Genomic DNA, 22,351 nt, shown 5'->3' on the forward strand with positions numbered 1-22,351 from the left:
CCCGCAGCCCACCTTGATGATCGGGCCCGGCTTGCGCGCGGCCTCGTAGAGCCGGGTGAAGCCGGCATAGGTATTCGCCTGCATCTGCCCGCCATGGCCGGCAAGATGCGTCCCAGGATGCGGACCGCTACGGTCGGGCAAGTAGAAGAACACAGCCGCAGGCGGCGCGTGCCGGCAAAGGTACGATCGTCACGGACGGGGTACTTCGGTCCAAGATCGACAATGTGTGGAATGCGTTCTGGTCGGGCGGCATCTCCAATCCGATCGAGGTAATCGAGCAGATCACCTATCTCCTGTTCATCCGCGGCCTGGACGAGGCGCATACGCCCGAGGAGAACCGCGCCAACCGGACGGGCAAGCCGATGGAGCGGCGGATCTTTCCGGCCGGCAAGGATGACATCGGCAAGGACGGCGTCGCCTACGAGGAGATGCGCTGGTTGCGGCTGAAGAACAAGGATCCGGCGACGATGTTCGTCATCGTCTCCGACCATAGTTGACGGTGCCGGCAGCTCTTTCGTTCCATAACACGGCGCGCTTCCACTTGTCGCTGTATAATCATTGTTCTCTGTCCGGGCGCCATCCAGCTGGATCTGCAATCCAGCGGTTGATATCGGATTCATGCCAACCCGAGCCGTGGGTGCTGATTTTGAGCTGGCCCGGGAGCGTGCCCTCGGCGATCTTGCGGTAGATCGTGGAGCGGGACAGGCCGGTTCTGGCGAGGACAGTTTTCATCCGGATGATACGGTCTGGTTCGCGCACGGTGGCGATGCCTCTTGCTGGCTGTTTCTGAAAACTTCTGAGACCAGACAGGCAAACATTTGCAGATATACAAGAGGATCTCGCAGGTCGCCGGGTGTGACGTAGGAATGGCGGCAAACGGATGAATCAGATTCCGAGGCCCCGGCCACGGCCGAGGTCGATGCCATGGGTGAACGCCAATTCCTGACCGAGCCGGCGGCCCGACTCGAAGGCGATGCCAAGGTCCAGCTTGCGGCTCGCGAGCATCGATTCCAGCTGTGGATCGCGTTCGAGGCTTTTGGCCATATCGCCCATGGCTGTGCGCGTGGCCTTGTAGCCGGTCATGTCGCCCGCTTGATACAGGCTCCGACTGGTCTGTTCGAGCTTCTGCCAGCGTTCGACAAAGCGGTCGGCGCGGCGGCCCGGATCGCTGCGCACTTCGGTCTCGAGCTGCAGCGCGCGCACAGCGCGGCCGACCTGGCCAATAGCCGCCTCACGGGCCAGTTCCGGGTTCTGCTTGTAGGCGGCTTCGGCGTCATGCGAGCCAAAGGGGCGCACCTCCTCGAAGGCTTGACGCGCCTTTTGCAACTCTTTCACCTGCTCGCGGCTCGCTGAGACGCCAGTCTCCCGCGCCGCGAAGATCGCATCTACTGCGCGGGCATGGCGCACCAGCGCTCGTGTCCGGATGCGACGTGCGTCCGCTTCGGGATCTTGCGCTACGTTGCCTGCCGGCACTTCGGCTCCGCGCCGCTCTGCTGCCGGACCGCTGCTTTCCCTGTCCGGCGTTGCCCGTTCCGGCCTCCCTCGGCTATCCAGTCCGGGCGCTTCGGCTGGAGAGCGCAGGCCGTCGAACATGTCGCGCAGCTTCTCGGGCACAATCTTGCGCACGATCTCGGCCACGCGCGCGCGGAAAGTGATCCCGCGCCGCTCGGCGTAGCTCTGGACCGGATCGGCGGCCTCGTAGTCCGAGGCCATATCCTTGGCACGGTCGCGCGACAGGACTCGGCTGAGCCGGTCCTGACCCGCAAAATCGTCACGGCCATAATGCAGGTCTACGCCGTCGCGATGCCGCGACAGTGCGACATAGCTGCTGTGGGCATCCATACCCGGCGTCGCCAGCACATGGACGCGGTCGATCGTCACGCCCTGCGCCTTGTGGATCGTCGCGGCATATCCATGGTCGATGCGGTTGTAATCCTTGAACTCGAAGCGCACGGATCGGTCATCGTCGGTCTGCACGGTCATCGATTGCGCATTCATCTGTTCGACAGTCCCGAGCGTGCCGTTCTTAACGCCGAGGCCACGCTCGTTCTGCAGGAACATGACGCGATCTCCAATCGCGAATGCTCTCTCGCCGCGCTCGACCGTCACACGCACCTCGTCGCCTAGATCGCCCGCAGCTCGCAGCCGCTCGCGGGCTGCCTCGTTCAGCGTCCGGACTTCATCGTTGGTGTGGGTTAGGATGATGCGGCTCCGATCCGGCGCTGTCTGCCGGTCGCGATCCCAGCGCTCGATCAGATCACCCCGCGCCTGCTCGCGGGTCTGGGCCTCGTGCACCATGTTGTGAGCGCGGTAGGCTTCGAGCGCATGGCTAACTTTGCCAGTCGCCAGATCGCGTGTGGCGTCGCGCTGCCAGTCCTCCCGCTGACGGCGTACTTCACCGATCTCAGCGCCGCCGTGACGCTCATGGATAGAGCGGAATGCTGCGCCCGCCTCGATGGCCTGCAATTGTTGCGGATCGCCGACCAGCACCACCTTTGCGCCAGCGTCGAGCGCATGCGACAGCACGCGCTCGAGCTGGCGCGTGCCGACCATCCCCGCCTCGTCGATCACCAGCACATCACTGGATTGGAGCAGGTCACGGCCTTTTTCCCAGCCATGCTCCAAGCTGGCAATCGTGCGCGACGCTATGCCCGATCCGCTTTCGAGGTTCTCTGCGGCAATGCCGGACAGGGCGACGCCACGGACCTCGAACCCGGCTGCTTCCCACACCTCTCGCGCCACCCCCAGCACCGTGCTCTTTCCCGTCCCGGCATGGCCGACCACGACGCTGAGATCACGTCCGTTTGTGATGTGTGCCAGCGCCTCTGCCTGCTCCCCCGAAAGCACCAGGCCGCGCGCTTCCGCTCGCGCCAAAGCCGCTCGACGGTTCACGTCGCGAACCTGATGGCTCTCCCGTTCCGCCATCCGTTCAGCAGCCCGATACAGCCGCTGTTCGGCCTCGATCATTCCGCGGGTGGTGGATCGATCCTCGCCGCGGGCGTCCTTGCCGAGTTCGACCAGATCCGGCGCTCGCTGCATTGCGCTCATGACCTGGTTGAACTGGTCGAGGCCGTCACTGTGACGATGCGCGAACTTGGCGAGATCGCGGCGTGTGAAGGTCGATTGCTGCTGGGTGATGGCGTCGAGTCCAAGCGAGGGATCGGCGATGATCCGCGCGCCATTGTTCCGCGCGATCTCGCGGTGCATTTCGGCCCGGTCGGCCTCACCGCCTTCGTCTGCAATGCCCCGAACCTCGATTCGTTTCGCGGGCGCGCCGATTTGGCTTTGCGGCTCCAGCGCAATGCCCTGGGCTTCCAGGCTGCGATGGTCAATCCGCGCGTCGATGTCGAGCTCGGCCAGCCGCTCGTTGGCAATCTCCGCCCAGCGTTCGCGCCAGCGCTCGACCATCTCGGTGCGGTTCCAGTGCCGTACCTTCTGGCCAAAGCCGTTCTCGTCGACCGAGCGCATCGTCAGCATGACATGGGCATGGGGCTTGGGCAGGCCGTCCTCGGCCCTGTCCCAATGCACATTGAGATCGGCGATCATGCCCAAGCCGACGAACTCGCCCTGAACGAAGTCCCGAGCCAGCTCGATGCCCTGCACCTCAGTCAGCTCGCGCGGAAGCGCGAACTCGACCTCCCGGGCAAGCTGGGCATCTTTCCGGATTTCGTGCGCTTCGACGTCATTCCAAAGCCGCTCACGGTCGCTCCATGCCTGCGGCGCATTCTCCGGCAGCATCACCTCGGAATGGACGACGCCGCGCTTGGCCGAAAAATCCTGCTCACGGCCGAGCCGCTCGTCACGCAGCCGCGAGGCAGAGCGGTAGGCCGCCGACGCCACCGCGCTGCTCCCGGCCTTCCGGCCAATGACCTTGACATGAAGATGATAGATCGCCATCGCGACCCAATCACTGACACAGCGAAGCGTACGTCGGAACGACGTATAAGCGCGCCCTCCCTCGAAAAAATCTCGGGAGGGACCGCACCGTCTCAGCCCGTGCTGGCGACCTTACAGCATTGTGCTGGGTGCTCGACTATCATTTCTGCATCAACACCGACGGAGATGACGATGCGCAAGCTACGAGACTTTGACTCTGAACTGAAGGCGCTCGACGATAGGGCGCGCGGGCTGAAGACCCGCAAAGTCCGGCAGCTCGGCGAGCTGGTCATCGCCACCGGGGCTGACACACTCAGTGCCGATGAATTGGCCGGCGCGCTGATCGTGCTGGCCGAGACGAAGGAGGCCGGAAAGAAGGAGGCATGGGCAAAGCGCGGGGCCGCGTTCTTTCACAGCCGGTCGCGCCGAACTGCGCCGGCAACTGACCGCCACAGAGACGGCCCTCCTGCACAACCGGGCAGCGCGTCACCGGCATCGGGCCGCAAGGGCGCGGCATGACATGCGCACGTGGCAAGTCGAGCGCCGCAAGCGCGCGCGGCATCTTATCGAACTGGGTGGCCTCATTGTCAAAGCCGGTATCGTGGATTTGACCAACGATGATCGCGCCACCATCCTCGGCGCGTTGCTTTGGATGGCCGACAAGCTCAAAGGTGGTCAGGGTGAACAGGCGCGAGCGCTCTGGATAGCAAGGGGGACGCAAGCGTTCGAAGCGGATTCAGCGACACGCGACCAGACCGATCAAATTGGTCCGGCACTTCGTCGTTGATCCGCGACAATCGTGTCTCAACCGAGCGACGGCGTGCCCGGAGCGGCGTGCGGCCAATCTGCAAAATTTCGCTCCGACGGCGTTGCTCAGTTTGAGCACCTGCGTCGGTTATTTTCTTTTCCACGTCTCGATCAGGAAGAGTGCTCGCCGACCGGATCGCACGGCTCGCGATCCGGCGGTCGATCCTCGTGTAACCGCACTCGCGGCCGTGAGCGTCGCTGCCATGGCCGCGCAGCGAGCCGATACCCTCGACTATTGCCGCGAGCCCGCTCAGGATCTTGCGCACGTCATTCGGGATCAGCGGATCGAGGTCGGTGCGGTCGGTCGCGAGACCGAGCGACTTCCGGACCGCCCACGAATAGGCCTCTGATATCCTTCTTTTCCGGGAAGCCGAGACCGAGCTCGATCAGGATCGAGCGGGATCCCGCCGGCTCACGCTGACGGGCTTGCTGACTTCTCCCAACGGAGTTTTGTGCGGTCTTTGTTTACGTCCGTTTTGACGAACCCGAAGTGCTCAAAACGCTCAACCATTGAGCTGGCGTTGTTGGAGCGAACATCGGTGTCGATCGGCCGACCAGTCTCCTTTAATCCCGCTATGAGCGAAGAGGAAACGCGCTGATTTCGCGCAGCCTTGGAGACTCCAAGGTAAACCAGCCAGATAGCTTTATCGTCACCTTCAGCTAATGCATATCCAACGACCGAGCCGGTGTCATCGGTCGCAACCCACGACTGTCCAGTTGCGACCAAGCGCTCGATCAACTCCTTCGTCATCGAACGAACGGCCGTGGGAACTTCGGGGGCGACCTCAGCGAAGACTCTGAGAACACCGGCAGCATCGTCAGAAACCGCGACACGGTAAGATATATCCATTGCCATCTGGGTTCTCCTATTGAGGTGTCGCGATGCAGTAGTTTACAATTAACCGGATCGTAGGTTGAGATCATAAATCGTATCAACCAGAAAGTTGGACGTGAGGTATGAGCGATTTTGGGGAGTGGCTAGGAATTGGGGATGTTGAAAGCATCGCCATCTTACGTTGGTCAACTGGCCATGAGATGCGACTTGGCTCTCTAAGGGCTGTGCCGTCGTCCGCCGCGCTGTAAGCCCCCACGACGATTTGGAGGAGTAGATGCCCGCGCCCAAGGTCTTTATCTCGTACTCGCACGACTCGCCGGAGCACAAGTCATGGGCGATGCGCGTGGCCACTTCACTTCGAGAGTTGGGGGTCGACGCGACGCTGGATCAATGGGATCTGGTGCCGGGGCAGGATGTCGCTGCATTCATGGCCGATGGCATCCGCACAGCTGACCGCGTGGTGATGATCTGCTCTGAGACGTACGTTTCCAAGGCGGAAGCTGGCAAGGGCGGTGTCGGCTACGAGCGCCTGATCGTCACGACCGAGGTGGTCTCCAAGATCGATACCATAAAGTTCATTCCCATCGTCCGGAACAACGCCGGCGAGCGCAAGGTGCCGATCTTTCTCGGGCCGCGTCTGTACATCGATTTCTCTGACGATGCGCAGTATAGCGCGAAGCTGGAGGAGCTGGCACGCGAGATCCACGCCGCGCCGGCCTTGATCAAGCCAGGGCTCGGCGAGAACCCGTTCAAGACCGAAGTGATCAAAGCCGGCGAACCGGTGCGGGTTGCGGGGCCGAGCGGCGCGACCGCGGCAGGAGAGCCGATCCTGAGCGGTCCGTGGTTCGAGGCGCAGCACAAAACGGCCGCCAGCGGGATCGCGACGCTCTTCATTGGCGATGCCGGCCAAATTCCGCACATCAACGATGTCGGCGCAATGGAAGTGCGCATGGGGCTGCACGCTGGCCTGAACAAGACCCAGATGGAGCTGCTCAACGCGGTGCAAGCTTCGGAGATCAAAACTTTCGGCTGGCCGTTTGCCGTGACGCTCCAGAATCGGGAGGACAGCAAGCCGAGGCCCTTCGGCGACGGTATTCGCGCGGAAATATCGATCAAGGAGCGGAAATCGTACGACTACTGGGCAGTGCGCAAGAATGGCGATTTCTACGCGATGCAGGGGTACTTCGAGGATCAACAGGGCGCGCCGGATGCCTTGTTCTTCAACACGCGAATCGTCCGTTTGACAGAAGCGCTGATGTTCGCCGGCAGGTTCTATACCGCCCTGGGCGCAACGGCTGAAGCCAAGCTCAGCATTCGCGTGACGCACCGGGGCCTTCGCGGACGCACTCTCAAGAGCGTCGGAGGCAACCGCATCTTGTTCGATACGCCGGCCTCGCACGAGCAGATGTCGGAGACCGAGACCGTCATCGTGCTTGGCACCCTTCGTGATACTCTGGTCGAAGAGGTACAGCGCGTGTGTGCCCCCATGTTCATGCTTTTCGACTTCCAGGAGTTCGCCCAGGAGGTCTACGAGAATATCGTGCGTCGCTTCGAGAGAGGCGACGTCTCGTAAGCCGCGACTAGACTTCGCCCAAATACCAAAAGATATTGAAGAGCAAACTCTCCAGGAAACGGCTGCCCGCGACGAACTGAGGAAGGGCGCGTTCTTGACGACGATCAGGACTTAAAGACGATTGGGTCCTCGGTGACCGGCTCGGGACCTGCGGCTTTGGTCAAGTATTCGCCGAGCGCCGGTCTCAACTAACCCTTGGAAAGAAAATTGAGGTTCTATCGGGCGTCGCGGACTCCCTTTCCTCCACGCTCGAAAGCCGTCCGCAACACACCAACAGTCCCTCAGTTTAGATCATCGAGGCGTGCTCCCAAGTGACGCTGCTTGATGTCTGTTTCGAGTTCGGCGGTGCGTTGGATCATGCTGTGGACGATGGTTTCACGGTCGCGTTGGGTTAGCCCGCGGATACCATGTTCTCGCAACTCCTCTTCGAGGATCGCGGCCATGATCGACACGATGCTCATTCGCTCCAATCCTTCCATCGAAAGTTGAACGCCAGCAAGATCTGTACGACGAGACTATTTCTGTTCCTTGGAGTTCGATCCCGAGGAGAATGGTATGGCAGCCACGTCGCACACCGCTTCAATTAACGAACGAACGGCCCGAGCGTCCCAGTCGATCTCGTCAATCGGCGCATCCCAGTGTTCGGAATTGACGTAGGCTGCATGACGAGCTTTTACGCCCAGACCGGCTAGAGTTCGTGCCGGTGTGGCCATAATGGCCTGCTCTATAGGCGCTAGATCACCGAGCATGGCTTCAATTCGTTCTAGATGGTCTGGTGATGACGGATCGTACAAGGCTCGTATCTTGGCCACAGCCTCTTCGAGCTGCTTGCCCAACACGATCAGGCCTAAATCGTCGTCGGTTGCCTTGAACCGTATGTTGGCGAGGTCTGAAGTTGAGCGTCTAGAGACGTTGTCAGGATCGGCGCCATCGCAGCGGCCAGAGTGAGAACCGTCTTTTGTCTGACACTTGTAAGACGATCGAGACGAGGGGGTCTTCATTGCTCAGGCATCCTCAATGAATGGCAACATGCACCTGAAAATTGGCGCAGACGGCTCAACTCGAAGCTCTCAAGCTATCCACACGAGATTTCATCCAGCGGCGGGTGTATAATACCCTTAAGAGGTGTATTTATAACCTTATAGTGGCGCTTTTGCTAGGGCTGTCGATGGTGATCTCATGATCACCTCTCGACAAATTCGGGCTGCTAGAGCGTTGCTTGGTTGGTCCCAGCAGCAACTCGCGGACAAGGCGATCGTGTCTCTGAACGCCGTCGCACGGCTCGAGGGCGGCGTCGTGGACTCGCGAATAAGTACGGTGCAGGCCGTTCAGGAGGCTTTAGTCAAAGCCGGTATCGAATTTCTCGATGCGGACCAAAAAGGCGAAGGTGTGAGGCTCAAGAGCCCGAGGGCCTAAACAGCCCAAAACCTATCGACCCCTGCTCGCTCTAAAGACGGGGACAAAGGGGCCTAGGTTCGCCATTCAAGCGCATCGATGGGCTTCCTATGACCGGGGCGGAAGGCGCCTTTGGGGCCGACCGGATATCTGACCATTAGCTGCGGGGGATGTGTCGCAAGCTCTCCCGGCCTTGCGAGAGACCTATTGATTGGGGTGGCGCGCCATTCAGAATAAAACTGCGAACTCATATGTAATTGAAATTACGATATAATTTCCTGGCGCTGCGGTTAAGGGGTCTCGGCTTTGATAGTTTGCTATCACGGGTCTGGTCATTCTCGGCAACGCGTAAGCGCGCCGCCTCGTCGGCTTCTTACCTGGCCTTGATCTGTGTTTCAATGATTGAGGCCTGGGCACGCTTCTGTATCGTCGGGTCTCCTTGCCAAAAAGCTCTTATCACGATGCTTATTGAGCAGCGAAAAAGATCGGATTTGACGAAGGCGCAGCTCGACAAGCAGCTGAGGCGCTATCAGTCTGTCAATCGGCTTCCAGGCCGAATGACATCTTTGACCGTTCTCGGCGGCGACATGACATCGCGCCGCCATCGAGACAATATCTGCCCTCGCACTGCCTATTTGCCGCAGGACCTCGGCCGCAATCTCTATCCGACCTTATCTGTCGTCGAAGACATCGATTTCTTCGGCAGGCTGTAGGGCCAAAGCGCGCGCGAGAGAGAACGCCGCATTTCGATTCTCCTCATAGCGACCGGCCTCGACCCGTTTCCGGACCGGCCGGCCGGGAATGAAGCAGTCCTTGGACGACCTTACCTGTTACGTGGCCGGGTTTGAGCTGCTCGGCTCGCCGTCTCGCCCGCGGCGAGCTCGATGATTTCCGCCGTGATCTCCTCCTGACGCACAATTCGTTCTGTCGCCTGCAATGTGGAAAGCTGTTGCTCGACCTGGCTGTGTGCTGCGGCCATTGCTTCCATGCGGGCCTCATTTTCCGCCGCGAACGCGTGCAATGCCGTGTTGCACAGCTCTGCGTGCAGGTAACCCGCAGTCAACTCGGCCAGAAGAGCTTCGGGCGACATGTTCAGCAACGGCGCCTCCAGGCCGGCCGGGCGCGAAAACCCGGACAGGTCAAGAGGGAACAAGCGGCGGCGTCTGACATGAACGCCTTGGCCTGGCCGCCATTCGCTGAATACAGCGTCAAGTCGGTCGACTTCCCCCGACGCGACGCGGGCAAAGAGCGCTTCGGTGATCCGGTCGGCGAGCTTGGGAATGCCGAGTGAATGCGATGGCAACGCAGCATTCCAGTCTACGGCTATACCCCTTTCACTCATGATCGCATGCCCCCGCGTCCCGATCACGAATAGTTCGGAATCAGTGAGTTCGTGGCCAACCGCATCAAGCACCCGCTCGCTGAACGCACCGGCGCAGCCCTGTTCCGCGCAAAATAGGACAAGAGCCATCCGGGTCGATCGACGCTCCGTCCCAAACCGGGCGGAAGGCACCAGATCGAGAACTTGTCCAATGGTGCGCGCGACGGTCGCTGCATAGCTGTCCACCGCGGCAAGCTGGATGCGAGCCTGCTGCGCGCGCGGCGGCAATGCCCCGCATCGCATTCACGACAGCACCGAGCTGACGGATGCCGCCAATGCGAGCGCTTATGTCAGCCAGACGCTCGGTCACTTCAGACTTGTCTCCTGCGGGGTCGCCGTCGCCCTTGTGAGCTCATGAACGTATTGCTGGAGCGTTCTGTCGAGCGCTTTCCTCGGTGCATCCGCAAGTCTGCCCGTCTCCTCGATCAGCCTGACCACGTCGGGGGCATTGTGTTCAATGCCTCACGCAAGCCCGCGCGGAACGCAGCCACGGCGGGGAGAGGAAGCTCGTCCAAGAGACCGGATTGCAGCGCCCGCAGCAGCGCCACCTCTTCGGCGAGCCGCAGCGGCGCATGTTGCGGTTGGCCGAGGATCGCACGGATTCGCGCGCCTCGGGTCAGTTGATTACGGACGCGCTGATCCGGCATTCCGCCAAAGCGGGTGAACATCTCCAGCTCTAGGAATTGGGCATAGTCGAGGCGCACCGTCTCGGCAGCCTCCCGAAGCGCAAGCGCTTGCGTCTTGCCGCCGACGCGACTGACGCTGGTGCCGACATCGACGGCGGGCTTCTGCCCTTCGTGGAAAAGCCTGGCGTCAAGCACGATCTGGCCGTCTGTGATCGAAATCAGATTGGTCGGAATGTAGGCACTGAGGTTACCTGCATCAGTCTCCGCGATCGGTAGTGCCGTCAGCGATCCTCCTCCTTTTTCCTTGGACAGCTTGGCAGCTCTCTCCAGCAGCCGCGCATGGACATAGAAAATGTCACCAGGATATGCCTCGCGTCCTGGCGACTGGCGCGTGAGCAGGGCGATCTCGCGATGGCTGGCAGCGTGCTTCGTCAGGTCATCGACCACAATCAAGGCATGCTGGCCGCGATCGCGAAAATATTCCGCCATCGTGAATGCGGCGAAAGGCACGATCCACTGCAGTCCTGGGGAACTAGCTGAGCCAGCAACGACGACAATACAACGTTCAATCGAGCCAAATTCCGTCATGGCGTCGATTGCTCGACGGATGCTCGAGCTCTTCTGACCTACCGCGACGTAGACGCAGACCAAGTCGCTCGTCTTTTGATTGATGATCGTGTCGACTGCGATCGTGGTCTTGCCGGTTGATCGATCGCCTATGATGAGCTCACGTTGAGCCGCGGCCAAGCGCGAACAGGGTGTCAACCACCATGAGATCCGTCTGAACGGGCTGCGTCACGAGATCCCGATCGATGATGCTTGGCGCCGGTCGCTCGATGGGTTCGAGCGTATCCGTCACCACGGGACCCTTGCCATCCAGTGGACGACCAAGCGGATCGACAATACGGCCGAGAAGCGCAGGCCCTACTGGCACGCGGACGACGTCGCCGGTGCCGCGCACACGGTCGCCCGCCTCGATCGTATTCACGCCATCGAGCAGGACGCATCCGATCCGGTCCCGTTCAAGGACCTGAGCGAAACCGAACTGTCCCTTCTCGAACCTCAGCAATTCGTCCTGCCGAACTCCAGGCAGACCAGAGACGAGCGCGATGCCGTCCCCCACCTCTTCCACCCGCCCGATCTGCTCAGTTTCAGGCCCAAGAAGGGTCGCACCAAGTCTGATACCAGCGCGTTTGAGCCAGCCGTCGGCCAGCATGTCAGTGTCGGTTGTTGTCATCCGAGAGGTCCGTAAGGATCTTGGCGAGGTCGGCACGCCAACTGTTCTTGATAACAAGGTGCGGACCGTGCAGCTCCAGGCCAGCGATCAGTCCGGGGTCCTCCTTGAAGGCAATCTCGGGACGGGCGCCGAACGCATCGGCGATCAGCTGCCGCTGACGCTGCTGGTCCATCGGTTGGACCGGCGTCGCGCTGACTGCTTCCAGGACCACACCGTCTCCCGCCATGGCTTTCCGGACCGGTTCAGGCAACGCCCGTATTTCCCGGAGGAGCACATCAAGGAACGCCGCACCTGCGGCCGGCCCCTCCAGGCGCGAGACAAGCCGCTTGGCGATTTCGACGGCCAGTCGACTCGCTCGCTCCACCCAAGCTTGCTCGGCCGTGTATCGCTCCTTTTCGATGCTCATTTTCGCGGAAGGCTCCAGCGCGGCGACCTCCTTCGCGGCCGAGGCGAGGAGCGCTTTGCGCTCCTGCTCCGCGGTCTCGTGAGCTGCGGCAATGATCAACTCACGTTCTTTGTCGAATCCGGACCTTATCCGGTCAATCTCCACAAGCGCGCTATTCGCCTCATTCCGCTTGGTCTCGGCCTCGGCCAGCACTTGAATCGCAGCCGCCCGACGCTGCTCAATGATCCCCGCGACCGGACGCCAGAAGAATCGGGCGAGCAACCACACCAGGATCGTGACATTGACGGCTTGGAGTCCAACCGTCCACCAATCGATGGTCATAACATCACTTCAGCAGCGGGTTGGCGAACAACAGGAGCAGCGCGATCACGAGGCAATAGATGGCCATGGTCTCGATCATGGCCAGCCCGACGAACAGCGTGCGCGAAATGGTGTTCGCGGCCTCCGGCTGCCGTGCGATTGCGTCCATCGCGGCCGCCACCGCGCGGCCTTCGGCAAGCGCCGGGCCAATTGCACCAAATGACACCGCCACAGCGGCCGATATAATGCTCACAAAGGATAGCCAGTTCACGACCGCGCCCTTACGTTGTTGGATTGTTGGTTTCCGTGTCCTTCCCCTCGGTCACCGCTCCTGCGATGAAGACCATAGCAAGGACCGCGAAGATATAGGCCTGAACCGCACCCGTAAGGAGATCGAGGGCCATGAGGGGGATCGGCACAAGCAGCCCGGCCACGGAAAGCACGATGCCGACAACGAATACGCCGCTCATCACATTGCCGAAGAGCCGGACGACGAGCGAGAATGTCCGCGTGAGGCTCTCGAGAAAATTGAGCGGGATCATGATCGGGTTTGGCGATGCAAAGGTGGCAAGATAGCCGCGCACTCCTCCGGCACGGATGCCGTACCAAATCACGGCAACGAAGACGACAAGCGCGAGCGCTGCGTCGGTTTCGATTTGGGCCGTAGGCGGTTCGACTCCAGGCACCAGCGAGGACCAATTGGCAACGAAGATGAACAGGAAGAGTGTGCCGATGAAAGCACGGTAGGGAGATGGTTCCACTCCCATCGTATCCCTGATCTGATCGTCCACCGCGTCGACGATCAGCTCGACGGCGGATTGGGTCGCCGACGGTTCTCGCGACAAACTGCGTGTGAGAAGGATCCCGGCGAGCGCCAATCCGGCCATGATAGCCCAGGTCGTCAACACGGCCGCGGTGACGGGGACGGGCCCCAGGTGAAAAAGCGCGGTGCTGCTGAGCGGCGAGGTCATGTTGCTTCCCGCGTCCCGCGAATGATGAAGGAGCGACCGATAAATACACCCAGCGTCATAACCAGCAGGTGCAGCGCTCCCGCCAGGCTCGCCAACGTCAACAGTCCACCGAGAACGATGAAACGAAGGATCATCAGCGCGATGGTTCTCACGACTCCGCCATCTCCAATGAAACGGCTGACGCTCCACCGCAGGCTACCGAAATACAGAATACCCAGCACAATTCCACCGGCTAGATCGCCGGGGATTTCAAGAAGCTGGATCCCGGTCGGCAGGATGTCGGCCAACGAGATGCTCATGCGTTGTTCATCCATCTCCAGGCGGACCAACATCCAATAGCCAGCCCAATCAACAGCAGCGGCGCGGTCCAGAACAGCCCTGTGTAGAATTTGTGATCCATCCAGTGTCCCAGGTAAATTCCGATCAGCATGGGGACTACGATGATCCAGCCAAGCACACCGATCTGGGCGAGCCGCCGTGCAACCGACGGATCCCCCTCCCGAAGCTTGCGCCGGTGACGCTCCCGGCGGAGCCGGGCGCCCTTCACGAGCGGATCTTCCTGGTCCGCGTCAGCGGACTTTGGCACTTGCGATTTCTCCGATCCTGTCATGAGAACATCCCCACGCCAGTGCGGTGACCGGGCCGGAGATGATACATCATCTGCCGGATCGCGTTGAGACGCAGCCGAGTGCTCTCGACGTTTTCGGTCCGCTCGCTCTCGAGGTCAGCATGGAAACGAGCGAGGACAGTCTTATCCAGGATCGCAAGATCGTCCCCCGGCACCGCCTCGCGCGTCGCGATGACGACGTCGCGTCCACCCACGACCGAAAGAACGCCGCGGCGGACAGCGCAATAATGGCGCGTGCCATTGCCGCTTTGCCAGCTTACAACGGAGATCGCGAGGCTGGTGACGAAATCCGCATGCCGCGGCAGAATCCCAAAGCTGCCGGTCGCATCTTCTGCGCGTACCGCAAGCACCCCATCCTCATCTATGACCATCGAAAGTGGTGTGACGATACTCAGCTTCATGGCACGCGTCCTTTGCTGGTGGACGCAGCTTCCTTCTCCCGGGCCTCGTCTAGAGTTCCGACCATATAGAGAGATCCCTCAGCCCAATCGTCGGTCTCCCCGTCGAGGATCGCGCGGCAGCCGGCCAGCGTGTCCGCACGACGGACGCTGCGGCCGGGCGTGCCGGTAAACGCTTCCGTCACCATGAAGGGCTGACTCAGGAACCTTTGCAGGCGGCGAGCTCGTTTAACGATCAACTTGTCATTGGCGCCAAGTTCCTCGACTCCGAGGAGCGCGATGATGTCTTGCAGATCCTTGAAGCGAGCCAGCGTCTCCCGCGCTCGTTCCGCAAGCCGATAGTGCTCTTCGCCGACCACAAGGGGATCAAGCAGAACCGACGACGAGGCAAGCGGATCGATCGCGGGATAGAATCCCTGGGCTGCCAGCGTACGCGACAACATGATGATGCTATCAGTATGACTCGATATGGCGGTCACAGCCGGATCAGTGAAGTCGTCGGCCGGCACGTAAACGGCCTGGATGGCGGTCACCGACGCACCTGCTACCGATGCGATCGGCTCCTGCAGGGATGCGACCTCAGTCGCCAATGTCGGTTGATACCCGACCCGCGATGGCAGCCGTCCGAGCAGACTCGACAATTCGCTTCCGGCCTGAACGAAGCGAAACACGTTGTCCATCAGAAGAAGCACGTTTTGGTGTTTCTGATCCCGAAAATGTTGGGCCAATCTAGCGGTTTGGCAAGATTGTCGAGGAGGCGCGGCATCTATCGCAGCGTCGCGGCTCTCAGGGCTGACATCACTTCGCTCATCGACCGACACAACGCCGATCCAAAGCCGTTCCGATGGACCAAGTCCGCCGATGACATCCTTGCTTCCATCGAACGCTTCTGCCGATACAATGCCCCGGCAAAACACGACTCGATGTCGCGAACTTCTGGTTCAGGACACTAGCGCATTACAAGCAGACCCAGGCGCTCCGGCTCATCTCGCAGTTCGCTCGCGAATTTGCCGAGAAGTTTTGGTCGTGAGTCAGGCGGCTTGCTCCGCAGCTATCGCGCGGACGATGCGGAGCTCCTTTGTGGTCGCGATGGGATCGGTCTGCGGCACTATCAAGGACACGATTGACGAGATGCGGGACGACGGCATCCGGTTCGGGCTTGTGACCATCGTCTCGTTCCGACCGTTCCCGGTCGAAGAATTGCGCAACGTGCTGGCAGCTGCGCAACACCTCGTCGTGGTCGAGAAGAGCATCGCCGTGGGGATGGGCGGACAGCTCGCCGACAATGTCGGTGCCGCGCTACGCAATCTGCCGCGTGTGCCGCGGCTGCACTCGGCCGTCGCCGGACTCGGCGGCAGGCCGATCACGCGCGGCTCGCTGCATCGTCTGTTCCGGCAGGCGACCGTGCAGCCGTGGGAAGGCGCCCACTTCCTCGACCTCAACGAGCGAGTGGTCGGCCGCGAGATCCATCGCAAGCGCAAGACCCGCCGGTCCGGACCGACCGCCGAGAACATCCTGCGCCAGCTCGCGCTCGCAGCCGGCCTTCCGGCCGCCGAGTAACGATTTCAACCAAGGACCACGCCATGCAAAGGGCGCCAAGTCTCTCGGGCCGCCCAGAAGGCACCCCAGAGCGACTGTGAGCGAACTCGGCCTCAACCAGAGAACTCATGGTAGGCAATGATGAGGGTCGTCAGGACACTATTGTTGCGTTGACGCCCCACCGACCTTGCTTATCGGGAGTCGATAGCGAGCCGACCGCGTTTGCCCGCCGGCCCAAACGAGCGGGCGTCAATTTGGAACTTTGCTCGGTGTCGGGTGGAGGGAGCGCGCCGCGCTGACAGTGGAGCGGGTACAATTTTCGATCTGCGTACACCGAATGAAAAAGGGCGATAGATATCTCTATCGCCCCCTTCGATCCTGTCTGACTCGAATGCTTACTTCAGATTCGTAACTGCCGTCAGGTCAGCCGAAAGCTTGACAATGCCGGCGGCACCACACCAGTTGGAGCTGTTCCCGCCCGGGTTGATGCCGGTAATCGGGGAGGTTCCGACGGAAGCATTGAATGCACCGGTGAAGACGCTGCAATTACCCTTGTTAAGGTCGGTGTCAGAGTAACGCAGATCCAGTGTGAACACCTTGTAGGTGAAGCCGATACCAATATTCCAAGTGTAGTAGTCGGCGTAATGGATGCCGTTGGGGAACGTCGCGGTGCCGTAGAAGCTGTCGGTGGTGCCAAACCATTGCCGGCCGAACTCACCCGACACATACATGCCGACGCCGCTGCTGCCGAACACGGTGGAAGGCGCCGTGTACTTGCCGGTGATAGAGGCGTAGTTGCCCCACGCGCCCGAGTTCAGGAAGTTCGGCGAGTAGAACTCGGTCGCACCGACGCTGAAGCTGTCGTTGATGGTGTAGTTCACCTTGCCGTAAACTTCGACGAAGCTGACGTCCTTCTTCATGGTGTTGGCGTTCGGCACGGCATTAGCCAGACACTCGGCGCTGAGCGGCCGGCCAGCAGAATCCGTAAGACCCCCGTTGAAGGCATTGGCTGCACCGTAGTAGCAGGTGCCACCCGGATACAGATAACCCCAGACACCGATGTCGAAGGCAAAGGCCCCGAAGGTCGGGCGGATACCGCCATAGATGTCAATTTCCGCCGCAGGTCGGTTCGTGAACGAAATGCTCTCCCCGGAAAGACCGACGTAGAGCTGCAGGTCTTTGGTGACGTTGTATCGAGGCTCAAAATAGGCGGCCACCGACGGCTTATGGTTGGACTGCGTAACGCCGCGGAAGATATAATCGTTCATGATCGCGCTGCCGAACGCGATGTCCCACGGGTCGAACGCAGCCGGAGGCGGCGCCTTCGCGGCTTTAACCGGCAAATCCGCAGCGAGAGCCGAACCTGATATCATTGCCAGCGCCGTTGCCAACAAAGCCCCTGTTTTCATAACATCCCCTCAACTTTCAGTTTCATCGCCGGAGAACCTTCATTGCCGGAGAACCTTGGCGAGCAGGTACGGCAACGGATACGACGCACTTTCGCCCAAGATTAACAGACTGGTGAAGCAACAAACGTAGGCACCTGCCTAAGCGCTGGGCGATTTCCGGCTTTCCAGGGGGATTTCAGACGCTCGTTGCATTTTCATCACACCTCAGGCTCCTCTTCAGACCATATGATGAGCCGCGCTGGGCCCACTTTTCGGTTCTGGAGATTTGCATGACCGGTCTTGAGTTGAAGGAGTGGCGCAGGGCCATGGACTTCACGCAGCAGCAGGCCGGAGCTGAACTCGGCGTGACCAGAGCCACCATCCAAAATTGGGAGTATGAAATTACCCCCATTCCGGTCACGGTGGGCTTAGCCTGCAGGCAACTCTTACGCCGAAAGAAGCGTCGGCCTGATTTCGGGCCGGTGACTTTGGTCTACTCGATCATTCCGCTCTCGAATGCGTCGAATCTTGCAGGCGAACCAGCTGCACTCACTTGCAAGAGGTGCGTCAATAACATTGATGCCTTCCGAAGGATCAATGAACTCAGCGAAGATTCGGCCTTCTTCAACCCGATGATATTAGATGACCTTGGAAGTGCTATCTGGAGCGGCTACGAGCTCACGAAGCAATGCGAAGGTTTTGGGTCAGCGTCAGTGCAGACGCGTCCTGGTCTGTAGATTACTCCCGAACTGGATGACGCAGGTGGACTCGTGGGATCTGAAAAAGTGGCGAAAAAAATTTGGATATAACCAGTTTGAGGCGGCAGAGAAACTCGGAGTAAACCGCGGCGCGGTACAAAACTGGGAGCGTGAAATCAGACCAGTACCCAAGGCGGTCGAACTCGCCTGCGAAGAACTCAACCAGTTCGCGAAGCGACATCCAGGCTTTGGTCCGGTCTTGCTTGTTTATACGGATGGCCCCCTATTGCAGCCTTCGCAGGAGCCCTACCAGGTATCAGTGTTGCTCTGCGAATCCTATCCGACCAACGAAGCCGCCATTCAACAAGCATGCCGCTTGACCCGAGATCCATTGTTTGTTGATCCTATCATTCTCGGCGAAGACGGATCTGTCATCTGGGATTCGCCGGCGCTTCTCAAAGAGTGCGACAGACGCTTCACTGACAAATCCAGATGCAGATAACCTGCAGATCAAGGGCGGTTAGCCGGCAAGGGATGGCTGAAGTCTGATCGGAACCCGCCTCCGTCGCTGTCGCCGCTTCGTCCAGCAGCTGCATCGGCGAAATAGGTCGCATGAATGCTAACTGCTATGGCGCACTCGGATGATCAGAGGCCTTCACTCTGGATTTTGCCTTCTTCCTTTCTACGCCAAGGCAGTCGTCCATCGACTTCGATCTGAAGCGAGAAGCTCAAAAGCGTCCGGATGATAATAATCACGGCGAGTATGCCAAGACGTTCAAACGTCGGTACGATCGCGACCATTCCGATGATATCGGCCGCGATGAAGAACTCGAGACCGAGCAGAATCCCCCGCCCCAAATTGGCTCTGTAGGAACGATAGGCCCGCGTCCACTCTCCGCTCGCAAGATCACGCGCCATCCATACGGTAGAGACAAGCACTCCCAACAGGATGACGGCGACACCAAGTATTTCGATCGCTGTTACAATCCAATGAAGAGTGTGGCCCAGCCCATCCCGAACTTCCCCGCTGAGCAATAGGTCCGACATTCGTGAGCGTCCTTCAGCTGGCTCGGCCGCGAAACCCACCAGTGACACCGGTGGGAAAAGACCCTGTCCGCTCGAACCTCCTCAAACGCCAGACCTCGCAGCGGGCGGCGGCAGGGCCAGCGCAGCCTTCCAGCACCGGGGCCAGCTTCCATTTGAGGAGAACGCTTGTCCCTCACGGGACGATCGCCGGCTGCATGGTGCCCAGTATACTCACAACGAGCAGGACAGAGAGTCCCAGCAGCTGCTCGCCTACGATGTGGTTCCGCAGCTTGCGAAGATAGTCGATCGCACCGGAGTGACCTGCAGCGGCAGAAGCCTTCTCCAGGGCAGGAATGAGCCAGAACCTGTTGGCCACGGCAAGGCCGAGCATGCACAGAAACAGCGCAAGCTTCACCGCCAGAAACTGCCCGTATCCGGTCTTCAATAGTCCGGAAACCGATCCAACCAGAAGCCAACTGTTGATCAGACCCGTTCCGACAAGGGTCGCCACCGCCAAATAGCCCATGCCGGAAAAGCGGACGAGGACGTTGTCGAGCGGGGACGCGTCATCGGGCTTCCTGCAATAATGAGCGACCAAGTAGGCGAGTGGCAACAGCCCTCCAAGCCAGGCTCCGGCGGCAAGAAGGTGCGCCCCGTCGGCCAAGACATGAACAATGCCGGCCCATCCTTCCTCGACCTGGGTATGGCCAGTGCCTGCTAACGACGAGAGAAGTACGGCCGCGAGAAGGGATATCATCACAGTTCCCGCGACATGCGTCACCCCAATGCTCATCAGAACCACCATGAGCAAGGCAAGCAGCATGCGCCAGGTCCAGAGAGTGCCAAAACTCGTGTGCCCCGCGAGCAAGAGAGTGTCCGGGTCGATCAGACCGGAAACATCGCCGCTCATGCTTGCGACAGAAAACAAGAACCACGAGATTCCGCTCACTATCGCCAGAAGTGCCGCCGAAAACAGCAGCCGCCTTCTCCACCGCAAGATCCGATCTGGCTCTCGGCCTCCGTACGCGTAGAGTGGAAACAACGCCACGCCGAACAGGGTTGTCGCCGCTGTGGACTGCAGGAGCCGCGAGAGTACGAGTCCGATATCGATCATCAGCGCCTCACGCTGAAGGAGTAGCTTCCTTTGACGCGATGGGTATCGTCGGAGACCGCGTGCCACTCCACCTTGTACTCTCCGGGCGAGAGTTCCTGCTTCACGGGGACTACCAGCATCTTCTTGTTAGCGGGATCTGTCTCTGACTTCCCGACAGGAACAAGCTTACCGCTTGGATCCCGGAGTTCGACGCCCGAGAACTGCGGAATGACAGCTTCGTTAAACATGATTCGGATCTGCTTCGGGGTAGGCGCGGTCGTGCCAGCAGCCGGCTCCGCAGACTGAAGCTGCGGGTGAGCTTGCGCCAGCGATGCAAACAGGAGGACCACAACTCCGGCCACTGCGCCCGCATGAATTTTCTTCGACATTCTTTCCTCTTTCCTTGTGAACTCCAGACTGGACGACGCCGTTTGCGCGGCGACGTCCAGGGTCAGGATCACTTGCCTTTCTGGATCTTGGTTACCGCGAAGCCGTTGTCTGACTTCTCCGCCTCGAACGTGACCTTGTCACCCACCTTCACCTGCTTGAGCATGGCAGGATCCTTGACGCGGTAAACCATCGTCATGTCCTCATCCATACCAAGACTCTTGGCAGGTCCATGCTTCAGGGTGATCTTGCCCGCGCTCTCGTCGATTTTCTTGACTTCGCCCTTGATGTCTTCCGCCGCAGCGGCTGTGACCAACAAGGCCGCCGCGAGCACGGCGCCTGCCGTTTGGATCAGTTTCTTCATCGCATTCTCCTTCAGGTGTCTTCGTTTGTGCCAGTCATAGCTCTGCGTTACATTTTCATCCCCTTCATCGCTTTGTTCCCGCCATTCTTAGCCGGTGATTTCGGAGCTCCCTGCTCTTCCCGAACTGGCTGCGCCGCCGGCGTGTCAACTTCATAGGCAACGGTGCCTTTCGGGAATTGATAAGGACCGGGATCGCGGTAGTCGTCTTGCGCAAGTCCTTCCCGAATCTTCATGACCGTAAACATGCCGCCCATCTCGATCGGACCGAACTGCCCGGAGCCGGTCATCATTGGCAAGGTGTTGTCGGGCAGCGGCATTTCCATCTCGCCCATCGCCATGCCCGTCGACCCCATGGCCATGGAATCGGGCGCGAGCTTCTTGACCGCTTTCGCAATTGTCTGCTTGGGGACCCCGATCAGTGTCCTGAGATCGTGACCCATTGCATTCATGGTGTGATGCGATTTGTGGCAGTGGAAAGCCCAGTCTCCAGGATTATCCGCGATAACGTCGAAGGCGCGCACCGCGCCAACCGGCACGTCGATCGTGGTCTCTGGCCATTGCGCACTCTCCGGCACCCATCCGCCATCTGTACAGCTCACGGAGAAGCTGTGACCGTGAAGGTGAATCGGATGGTTGGTCATGGTGAGATTGCCGATTCGTACCCTGACCCGATCGCCGAGTCTGACCGGCAGCGGGTCGATCCCCGGAAACACTCGGCTATTCCAGGCCCACATATTGAAATTGGTCATCTCCGTTACCTTGGGAAGATAGGTTCCGGGATCCATGTCGTAGGCGCTCATGATAAAGACGAAGTCGCGGTCGACAGGGCGGAACGCCAGATCGCGCGGATGGACGATAAACATCCCCATCATGCCCATGGCCATCTGCACCATCTCGTCAGAATGCGGATGGTACATGAACGTGCCACTCCGCTTCGTCTCAAATTCGTAGACGAAGGTCTTGCCCGGCTTGATGTGCGGCTGCGTCAAACCACCGACACCATCCATTCCGCTCGGCAAAATCATGCCGTGCCAGTGCACGGTCGTCGCTTCGGGAAGCTTGTTGGTTACGAAGATGCGGATCTTGTCACCCTCGACCGCTTCGATGGTTGGTCCCGGCGACTGCCCGTTGTAGCCCCAAAGGAACGCCTTCATGCCTTCCGCAAATTCGCGCACTACCGGTTCGGCAACCAGATGGTACTCCTTCCAATCTCCGTTCATGCGCCAGGGCAGCGACCAGCCGTTCAGAGTCACAACAGGCCTATAATCCGGTCCACTGGTCGGATGGAGCGGCGGCTGCATCGTGACCTTGTCCATGGTTGGCGCTTCCGGGATTGCCGCAGCCTGAACGCGGCCACTGATCGCGGTCGCACTGACGAGCGCGGCAGTACCTAAGAAACCTCTTCTCGAGATCATCGCTCACT

Annotated in this window: 26 protein-coding genes and 6 pseudogenes; 10 read left to right on the top strand and 22 right to left on the bottom strand. The window is 60.2% G+C overall.

The genetic code is table 11. From position 1 onward, the window contains the following. Window positions 1-3 precede the first annotated feature (3 nt). A pseudogene (locus HL671_RS25105) lies at window positions 4-197 on the bottom strand (IS66 family transposase); the annotation flags it as partial. Between the two features lie 18 nt (window positions 198-215). On the opposite strand from HL671_RS25105, the gene HL671_RS25110 reads away from it, so the two are divergent. Continuing rightward, window positions 216-497, top strand: coding sequence for a type I restriction-modification system subunit M N-terminal domain-containing protein (locus HL671_RS25110; protein ID WP_307769069.1), 282 nt, complete (start codon window positions 216-218; stop codon window positions 495-497). 58 nt (window positions 498-555) lie between these two features. Here HL671_RS25110 and HL671_RS25115 read toward each other — a convergent pair whose 3' ends face one another. Further along, window positions 556-759, bottom strand: a complete 204-nt coding sequence (locus HL671_RS25115; RefSeq protein ID WP_172239626.1) for a helix-turn-helix transcriptional regulator — start codon at window positions 757-759, stop codon at window positions 556-558. Between the two features lie 126 nt (window positions 760-885). Beyond that, window positions 886-3,897 (bottom strand): Ti-type conjugative transfer relaxase TraA, encoded by a 3,012-nt coding sequence (gene traA, locus HL671_RS25120; protein ID WP_172239629.1) that lies wholly within the window; start codon window positions 3,895-3,897, stop codon window positions 886-888. 171 nt (window positions 3,898-4,068) lie between these two features. Here traA and HL671_RS25125 point away from each other — a divergent pair, with 171 nt between their 5' ends. Continuing rightward, on the top strand, window positions 4,069-4,395 hold the full coding sequence (locus HL671_RS25125; RefSeq protein ID WP_172239632.1) for a conjugal transfer protein TraD: 327 nt from the start codon (window positions 4,069-4,071) through the stop codon (window positions 4,393-4,395). A 1-nt stretch (window position 4,396) separates the two neighbouring features. Next, window positions 4,397-4,663 (top strand): conjugal transfer protein TraD, encoded by a 267-nt coding sequence (locus HL671_RS25130; protein WP_172239635.1) that lies wholly within the window; start codon window positions 4,397-4,399, stop codon window positions 4,661-4,663. Between the two features lie 148 nt (window positions 4,664-4,811). Here HL671_RS25130 and HL671_RS39185 read toward each other — a convergent pair. Then, window positions 4,812-5,036 (bottom strand): annotated as a pseudogene (locus HL671_RS39185) (abortive infection family protein); the annotation flags it as partial. Between the two features lie 59 nt (window positions 5,037-5,095). Then, window positions 5,096-5,539, bottom strand: coding sequence for a GNAT family N-acetyltransferase (locus HL671_RS25140; RefSeq protein ID WP_172239638.1), 444 nt, complete (start codon window positions 5,537-5,539; stop codon window positions 5,096-5,098). A 253-nt stretch (window positions 5,540-5,792) separates the two neighbouring features. Here HL671_RS25140 and HL671_RS25145 point away from each other — a divergent pair, with 253 nt between their 5' ends. Then, window positions 5,793-7,091 carry a toll/interleukin-1 receptor domain-containing protein gene (locus HL671_RS25145; RefSeq protein ID WP_172239641.1) on the top strand — a complete coding sequence of 433 codons (1,299 nt, stop codon included), beginning with the start codon at window positions 5,793-5,795 and terminating at the stop codon, window positions 7,089-7,091. 281 nt (window positions 7,092-7,372) lie between these two features. On the opposite strand, the gene HL671_RS25150 is transcribed toward HL671_RS25145, so the two are convergent. Together HL671_RS25150 and HL671_RS25155 are read right to left on the bottom strand one after the other, a co-directional pair. Further along, window positions 7,373-7,552, bottom strand: a complete 180-nt coding sequence (locus tag HL671_RS25150; RefSeq protein WP_172239644.1) for a hypothetical protein — start codon at window positions 7,550-7,552, stop codon at window positions 7,373-7,375. Window positions 7,553-7,606: 54 nt separating this feature from the next. After that, window positions 7,607-8,092, bottom strand: a complete 486-nt coding sequence (locus HL671_RS25155; protein WP_246705925.1) for a hypothetical protein — start codon at window positions 8,090-8,092, stop codon at window positions 7,607-7,609. 178 nt (window positions 8,093-8,270) lie between these two features. Between HL671_RS25155 and HL671_RS25160 the strand changes: the two genes are divergently transcribed. Both HL671_RS25160 and HL671_RS38045 read left to right on the top strand, forming a co-directional pair. Further along, window positions 8,271-8,507, top strand: a complete 237-nt coding sequence (locus tag HL671_RS25160) for a helix-turn-helix domain-containing protein (RefSeq protein ID WP_172239647.1) — start codon at window positions 8,271-8,273, stop codon at window positions 8,505-8,507. A gap of 551 nt (window positions 8,508-9,058) precedes the next feature. Continuing rightward, window positions 9,059-9,283: pseudogene (locus HL671_RS38045) on the top strand (hypothetical protein); the annotation flags it as partial. 26 nt (window positions 9,284-9,309) lie between these two features. Here HL671_RS38045 and HL671_RS25170 read toward each other — a convergent pair. From HL671_RS25170 to HL671_RS25210, 9 genes and pseudogenes are all read right to left on the bottom strand, one after another. Next, window positions 9,310-10,095, bottom strand: coding sequence for a F0F1 ATP synthase subunit gamma (locus tag HL671_RS25170; RefSeq protein ID WP_246705927.1), 786 nt, complete (start codon window positions 10,093-10,095; stop codon window positions 9,310-9,312). A gap of 78 nt (window positions 10,096-10,173) precedes the next feature. After that, a pseudogene (locus tag HL671_RS25175) lies at window positions 10,174-11,730 on the bottom strand (F0F1 ATP synthase subunit alpha). After that, complete coding sequence (locus tag HL671_RS25180) at window positions 11,711-12,457, bottom strand: F0F1 ATP synthase subunit B family protein (protein ID WP_172239650.1); 747 nt, start codon at window positions 12,455-12,457, stop codon at window positions 11,711-11,713. The pseudogene HL671_RS25175 and the gene HL671_RS25180 overlap by 20 nt, the downstream one beginning before the upstream one ends. A 4-nt stretch (window positions 12,458-12,461) precedes the next feature. After that, window positions 12,462-12,707 carry a F0F1 ATP synthase subunit C gene (locus HL671_RS25185; RefSeq protein WP_172239653.1) on the bottom strand — a complete coding sequence of 82 codons (246 nt, stop codon included), beginning with the start codon at window positions 12,705-12,707 and terminating at the stop codon, window positions 12,462-12,464. A gap of 10 nt (window positions 12,708-12,717) precedes the next feature. Then, complete coding sequence (locus HL671_RS25190) at window positions 12,718-13,407, bottom strand: F0F1 ATP synthase subunit A (RefSeq protein ID WP_172239656.1); 690 nt, start codon at window positions 13,405-13,407, stop codon at window positions 12,718-12,720. Further along, window positions 13,404-13,706, bottom strand: coding sequence for an ATP synthase subunit I (locus HL671_RS25195; RefSeq protein WP_172239659.1), 303 nt, complete (start codon window positions 13,704-13,706; stop codon window positions 13,404-13,406). The genes HL671_RS25190 and HL671_RS25195 overlap by 4 nt, the downstream gene beginning before the upstream one ends. Next, on the bottom strand, window positions 13,703-14,017 hold the full coding sequence (locus HL671_RS25200) for an AtpZ/AtpI family protein (RefSeq protein WP_172239662.1): 315 nt from the start codon (window positions 14,015-14,017) through the stop codon (window positions 13,703-13,705). The genes HL671_RS25195 and HL671_RS25200 overlap by 4 nt, the downstream gene beginning before the upstream one ends. Further along, the gene (locus tag HL671_RS25205) at window positions 14,014-14,436 is read right to left on the bottom strand and encodes a F0F1 ATP synthase subunit epsilon (protein WP_172239665.1); all 423 of its coding nucleotides are present in this window, start codon (window positions 14,434-14,436) and stop codon (window positions 14,014-14,016) included. Before HL671_RS25205 ends, HL671_RS25200 begins: the two co-directional genes overlap by 4 nt. Beyond that, window positions 14,433-15,161 (bottom strand): annotated as a pseudogene (locus HL671_RS25210) (ATP synthase beta subunit C-terminal domain-containing protein); the annotation flags it as partial. The pseudogene HL671_RS25210 and the gene HL671_RS25205, both read right to left, overlap by 4 nt. Before the next feature lie 27 nt (window positions 15,162-15,188). Between HL671_RS25210 and HL671_RS38475 the strand changes: the two are divergent. Both HL671_RS38475 and HL671_RS25215 read left to right on the top strand, forming a co-directional pair. Continuing rightward, window positions 15,189-15,386 (top strand): annotated as a pseudogene (locus tag HL671_RS38475) (IS630 family transposase); the annotation flags it as partial. A 112-nt stretch (window positions 15,387-15,498) separates the two neighbouring features. Next, window positions 15,499-15,993, top strand: coding sequence for a transketolase C-terminal domain-containing protein (locus tag HL671_RS25215; RefSeq protein ID WP_210264081.1), 495 nt, complete (start codon window positions 15,499-15,501; stop codon window positions 15,991-15,993). Window positions 15,994-16,367: 374 nt separating this feature from the next. On the opposite strand, the gene HL671_RS25220 is transcribed toward HL671_RS25215, so the two are convergent. Beyond that, window positions 16,368-17,381 carry a TorF family putative porin gene (locus HL671_RS25220; RefSeq protein WP_172239668.1) on the bottom strand — a complete coding sequence of 338 codons (1,014 nt, stop codon included), beginning with the start codon at window positions 17,379-17,381 and terminating at the stop codon, window positions 16,368-16,370. A 269-nt stretch (window positions 17,382-17,650) separates the two neighbouring features. Between HL671_RS25220 and HL671_RS25225 the strand changes: the two genes are divergently transcribed. Both HL671_RS25225 and HL671_RS25230 read left to right on the top strand, forming a co-directional pair. Next, window positions 17,651-18,097: a helix-turn-helix domain-containing protein gene (locus tag HL671_RS25225; RefSeq protein WP_172239671.1), complete on the top strand. Its 447-nt coding sequence runs from the start codon at window positions 17,651-17,653 to the stop codon at window positions 18,095-18,097. 25 nt (window positions 18,098-18,122) lie between these two features. Then, window positions 18,123-18,560, top strand: a complete 438-nt coding sequence (locus HL671_RS25230) for a helix-turn-helix domain-containing protein (protein WP_172239674.1) — start codon at window positions 18,123-18,125, stop codon at window positions 18,558-18,560. A gap of 143 nt (window positions 18,561-18,703) precedes the next feature. Here the strand turns inward: HL671_RS25230 and HL671_RS25235 are convergent, their stop codons facing one another. From HL671_RS25235 to HL671_RS25255, 5 genes are all read right to left on the bottom strand, one after another. Further along, window positions 18,704-19,105: a DUF1622 domain-containing protein gene (locus HL671_RS25235; protein ID WP_172239677.1), complete on the bottom strand. Its 402-nt coding sequence runs from the start codon at window positions 19,103-19,105 to the stop codon at window positions 18,704-18,706. 172 nt (window positions 19,106-19,277) lie between these two features. Continuing rightward, complete coding sequence (copD, locus tag HL671_RS25240) at window positions 19,278-20,198, bottom strand: copper homeostasis membrane protein CopD (RefSeq protein WP_172239680.1); 921 nt, start codon at window positions 20,196-20,198, stop codon at window positions 19,278-19,280. Beyond that, window positions 20,198-20,638 carry a copper homeostasis periplasmic binding protein CopC gene (gene copC / locus HL671_RS25245; RefSeq protein ID WP_307769067.1) on the bottom strand — a complete coding sequence of 147 codons (441 nt, stop codon included), beginning with the start codon at window positions 20,636-20,638 and terminating at the stop codon, window positions 20,198-20,200. The genes copD and copC overlap by 1 nt, the downstream gene beginning before the upstream one ends. Then, entirely contained in the window at window positions 20,635-20,928 is a 294-nt protein-coding gene (locus HL671_RS25250) for a copper-binding protein (RefSeq protein WP_172239683.1), read from the bottom strand. Before HL671_RS25250 ends, copC begins: the two co-directional genes overlap by 4 nt. A gap of 47 nt (window positions 20,929-20,975) precedes the next feature. Beyond that, window positions 20,976-22,343: a multicopper oxidase family protein gene (locus tag HL671_RS25255; RefSeq protein ID WP_172239686.1), complete on the bottom strand. Its 1,368-nt coding sequence runs from the start codon at window positions 22,341-22,343 to the stop codon at window positions 20,976-20,978. Window positions 22,344-22,351 lie beyond the last annotated feature (8 nt).

Origin of the sequence: Bradyrhizobium denitrificans (genome assembly GCF_013179005.1) — a bacterium.
GTDB lineage: Bacteria > Pseudomonadota > Alphaproteobacteria > Rhizobiales > Xanthobacteraceae > Bradyrhizobium > Bradyrhizobium denitrificans.

Excerpts from the sequence above, each read along its gene's own strand:
- HL671_RS25160 (WP_172239647.1), top strand. The coding sequence starts at position 8,271 with ATGATCACCTCTCGACAAATTCGGGCTGCTAGAGCGTTGCTTGGTTGG.
- HL671_RS25200 (WP_172239662.1), bottom strand. The coding sequence starts at position 14,017 with ATGACAGGATCGGAGAAATCGCAAGTGCCAAAGTCCGCTGACGCGGAC.
- HL671_RS25205 (WP_172239665.1), bottom strand. The coding sequence starts at position 14,436 with ATGAAGCTGAGTATCGTCACACCACTTTCGATGGTCATAGATGAGGAT.
- copD (WP_172239680.1), bottom strand. The coding sequence starts at position 20,198 with ATGATCGATATCGGACTCGTACTCTCGCGGCTCCTGCAGTCCACAGCG.
- HL671_RS25255 (WP_172239686.1), bottom strand. The coding sequence starts at position 22,343 with ATGATCTCGAGAAGAGGTTTCTTAGGTACTGCCGCGCTCGTCAGTGCG.
- HL671_RS25225 (WP_172239671.1), top strand. The coding sequence starts at position 17,651 with ATGACCGGTCTTGAGTTGAAGGAGTGGCGCAGGGCCATGGACTTCACG.
- HL671_RS25235 (WP_172239677.1), bottom strand. The coding sequence starts at position 19,105 with ATGTCGGACCTATTGCTCAGCGGGGAAGTTCGGGATGGGCTGGGCCAC.
- HL671_RS25190 (WP_172239656.1), bottom strand. The coding sequence starts at position 13,407 with ATGACCTCGCCGCTCAGCAGCACCGCGCTTTTTCACCTGGGGCCCGTC.
- HL671_RS25155 (WP_246705925.1), bottom strand. The coding sequence starts at position 8,092 with ATGAAGACCCCCTCGTCTCGATCGTCTTACAAGTGTCAGACAAAAGAC.
- HL671_RS25130 (WP_172239635.1), top strand. The coding sequence starts at position 4,397 with ATGCGCACGTGGCAAGTCGAGCGCCGCAAGCGCGCGCGGCATCTTATC.
- HL671_RS25250 (WP_172239683.1), bottom strand. The coding sequence starts at position 20,928 with ATGAAGAAACTGATCCAAACGGCAGGCGCCGTGCTCGCGGCGGCCTTG.
- HL671_RS25195 (WP_172239659.1), bottom strand. The coding sequence starts at position 13,706 with ATGAGCATCTCGTTGGCCGACATCCTGCCGACCGGGATCCAGCTTCTT.
- HL671_RS25150 (WP_172239644.1), bottom strand. The coding sequence starts at position 7,552 with ATGAGCATCGTGTCGATCATGGCCGCGATCCTCGAAGAGGAGTTGCGA.
- HL671_RS25145 (WP_172239641.1), top strand. The coding sequence starts at position 5,793 with ATGCCCGCGCCCAAGGTCTTTATCTCGTACTCGCACGACTCGCCGGAG.
- HL671_RS25180 (WP_172239650.1), bottom strand. The coding sequence starts at position 12,457 with ATGACCATCGATTGGTGGACGGTTGGACTCCAAGCCGTCAATGTCACG.
- HL671_RS25220 (WP_172239668.1), bottom strand. The coding sequence starts at position 17,381 with ATGAAAACAGGGGCTTTGTTGGCAACGGCGCTGGCAATGATATCAGGT.
- HL671_RS25215 (WP_210264081.1), top strand. The coding sequence starts at position 15,499 with ATGCGGAGCTCCTTTGTGGTCGCGATGGGATCGGTCTGCGGCACTATC.
- HL671_RS25140 (WP_172239638.1), bottom strand. The coding sequence starts at position 5,539 with ATGGCAATGGATATATCTTACCGTGTCGCGGTTTCTGACGATGCTGCC.
- HL671_RS25125 (WP_172239632.1), top strand. The coding sequence starts at position 4,069 with ATGCGCAAGCTACGAGACTTTGACTCTGAACTGAAGGCGCTCGACGAT.
- traA (WP_172239629.1), bottom strand. The coding sequence starts at position 3,897 with ATGGCGATCTATCATCTTCATGTCAAGGTCATTGGCCGGAAGGCCGGG.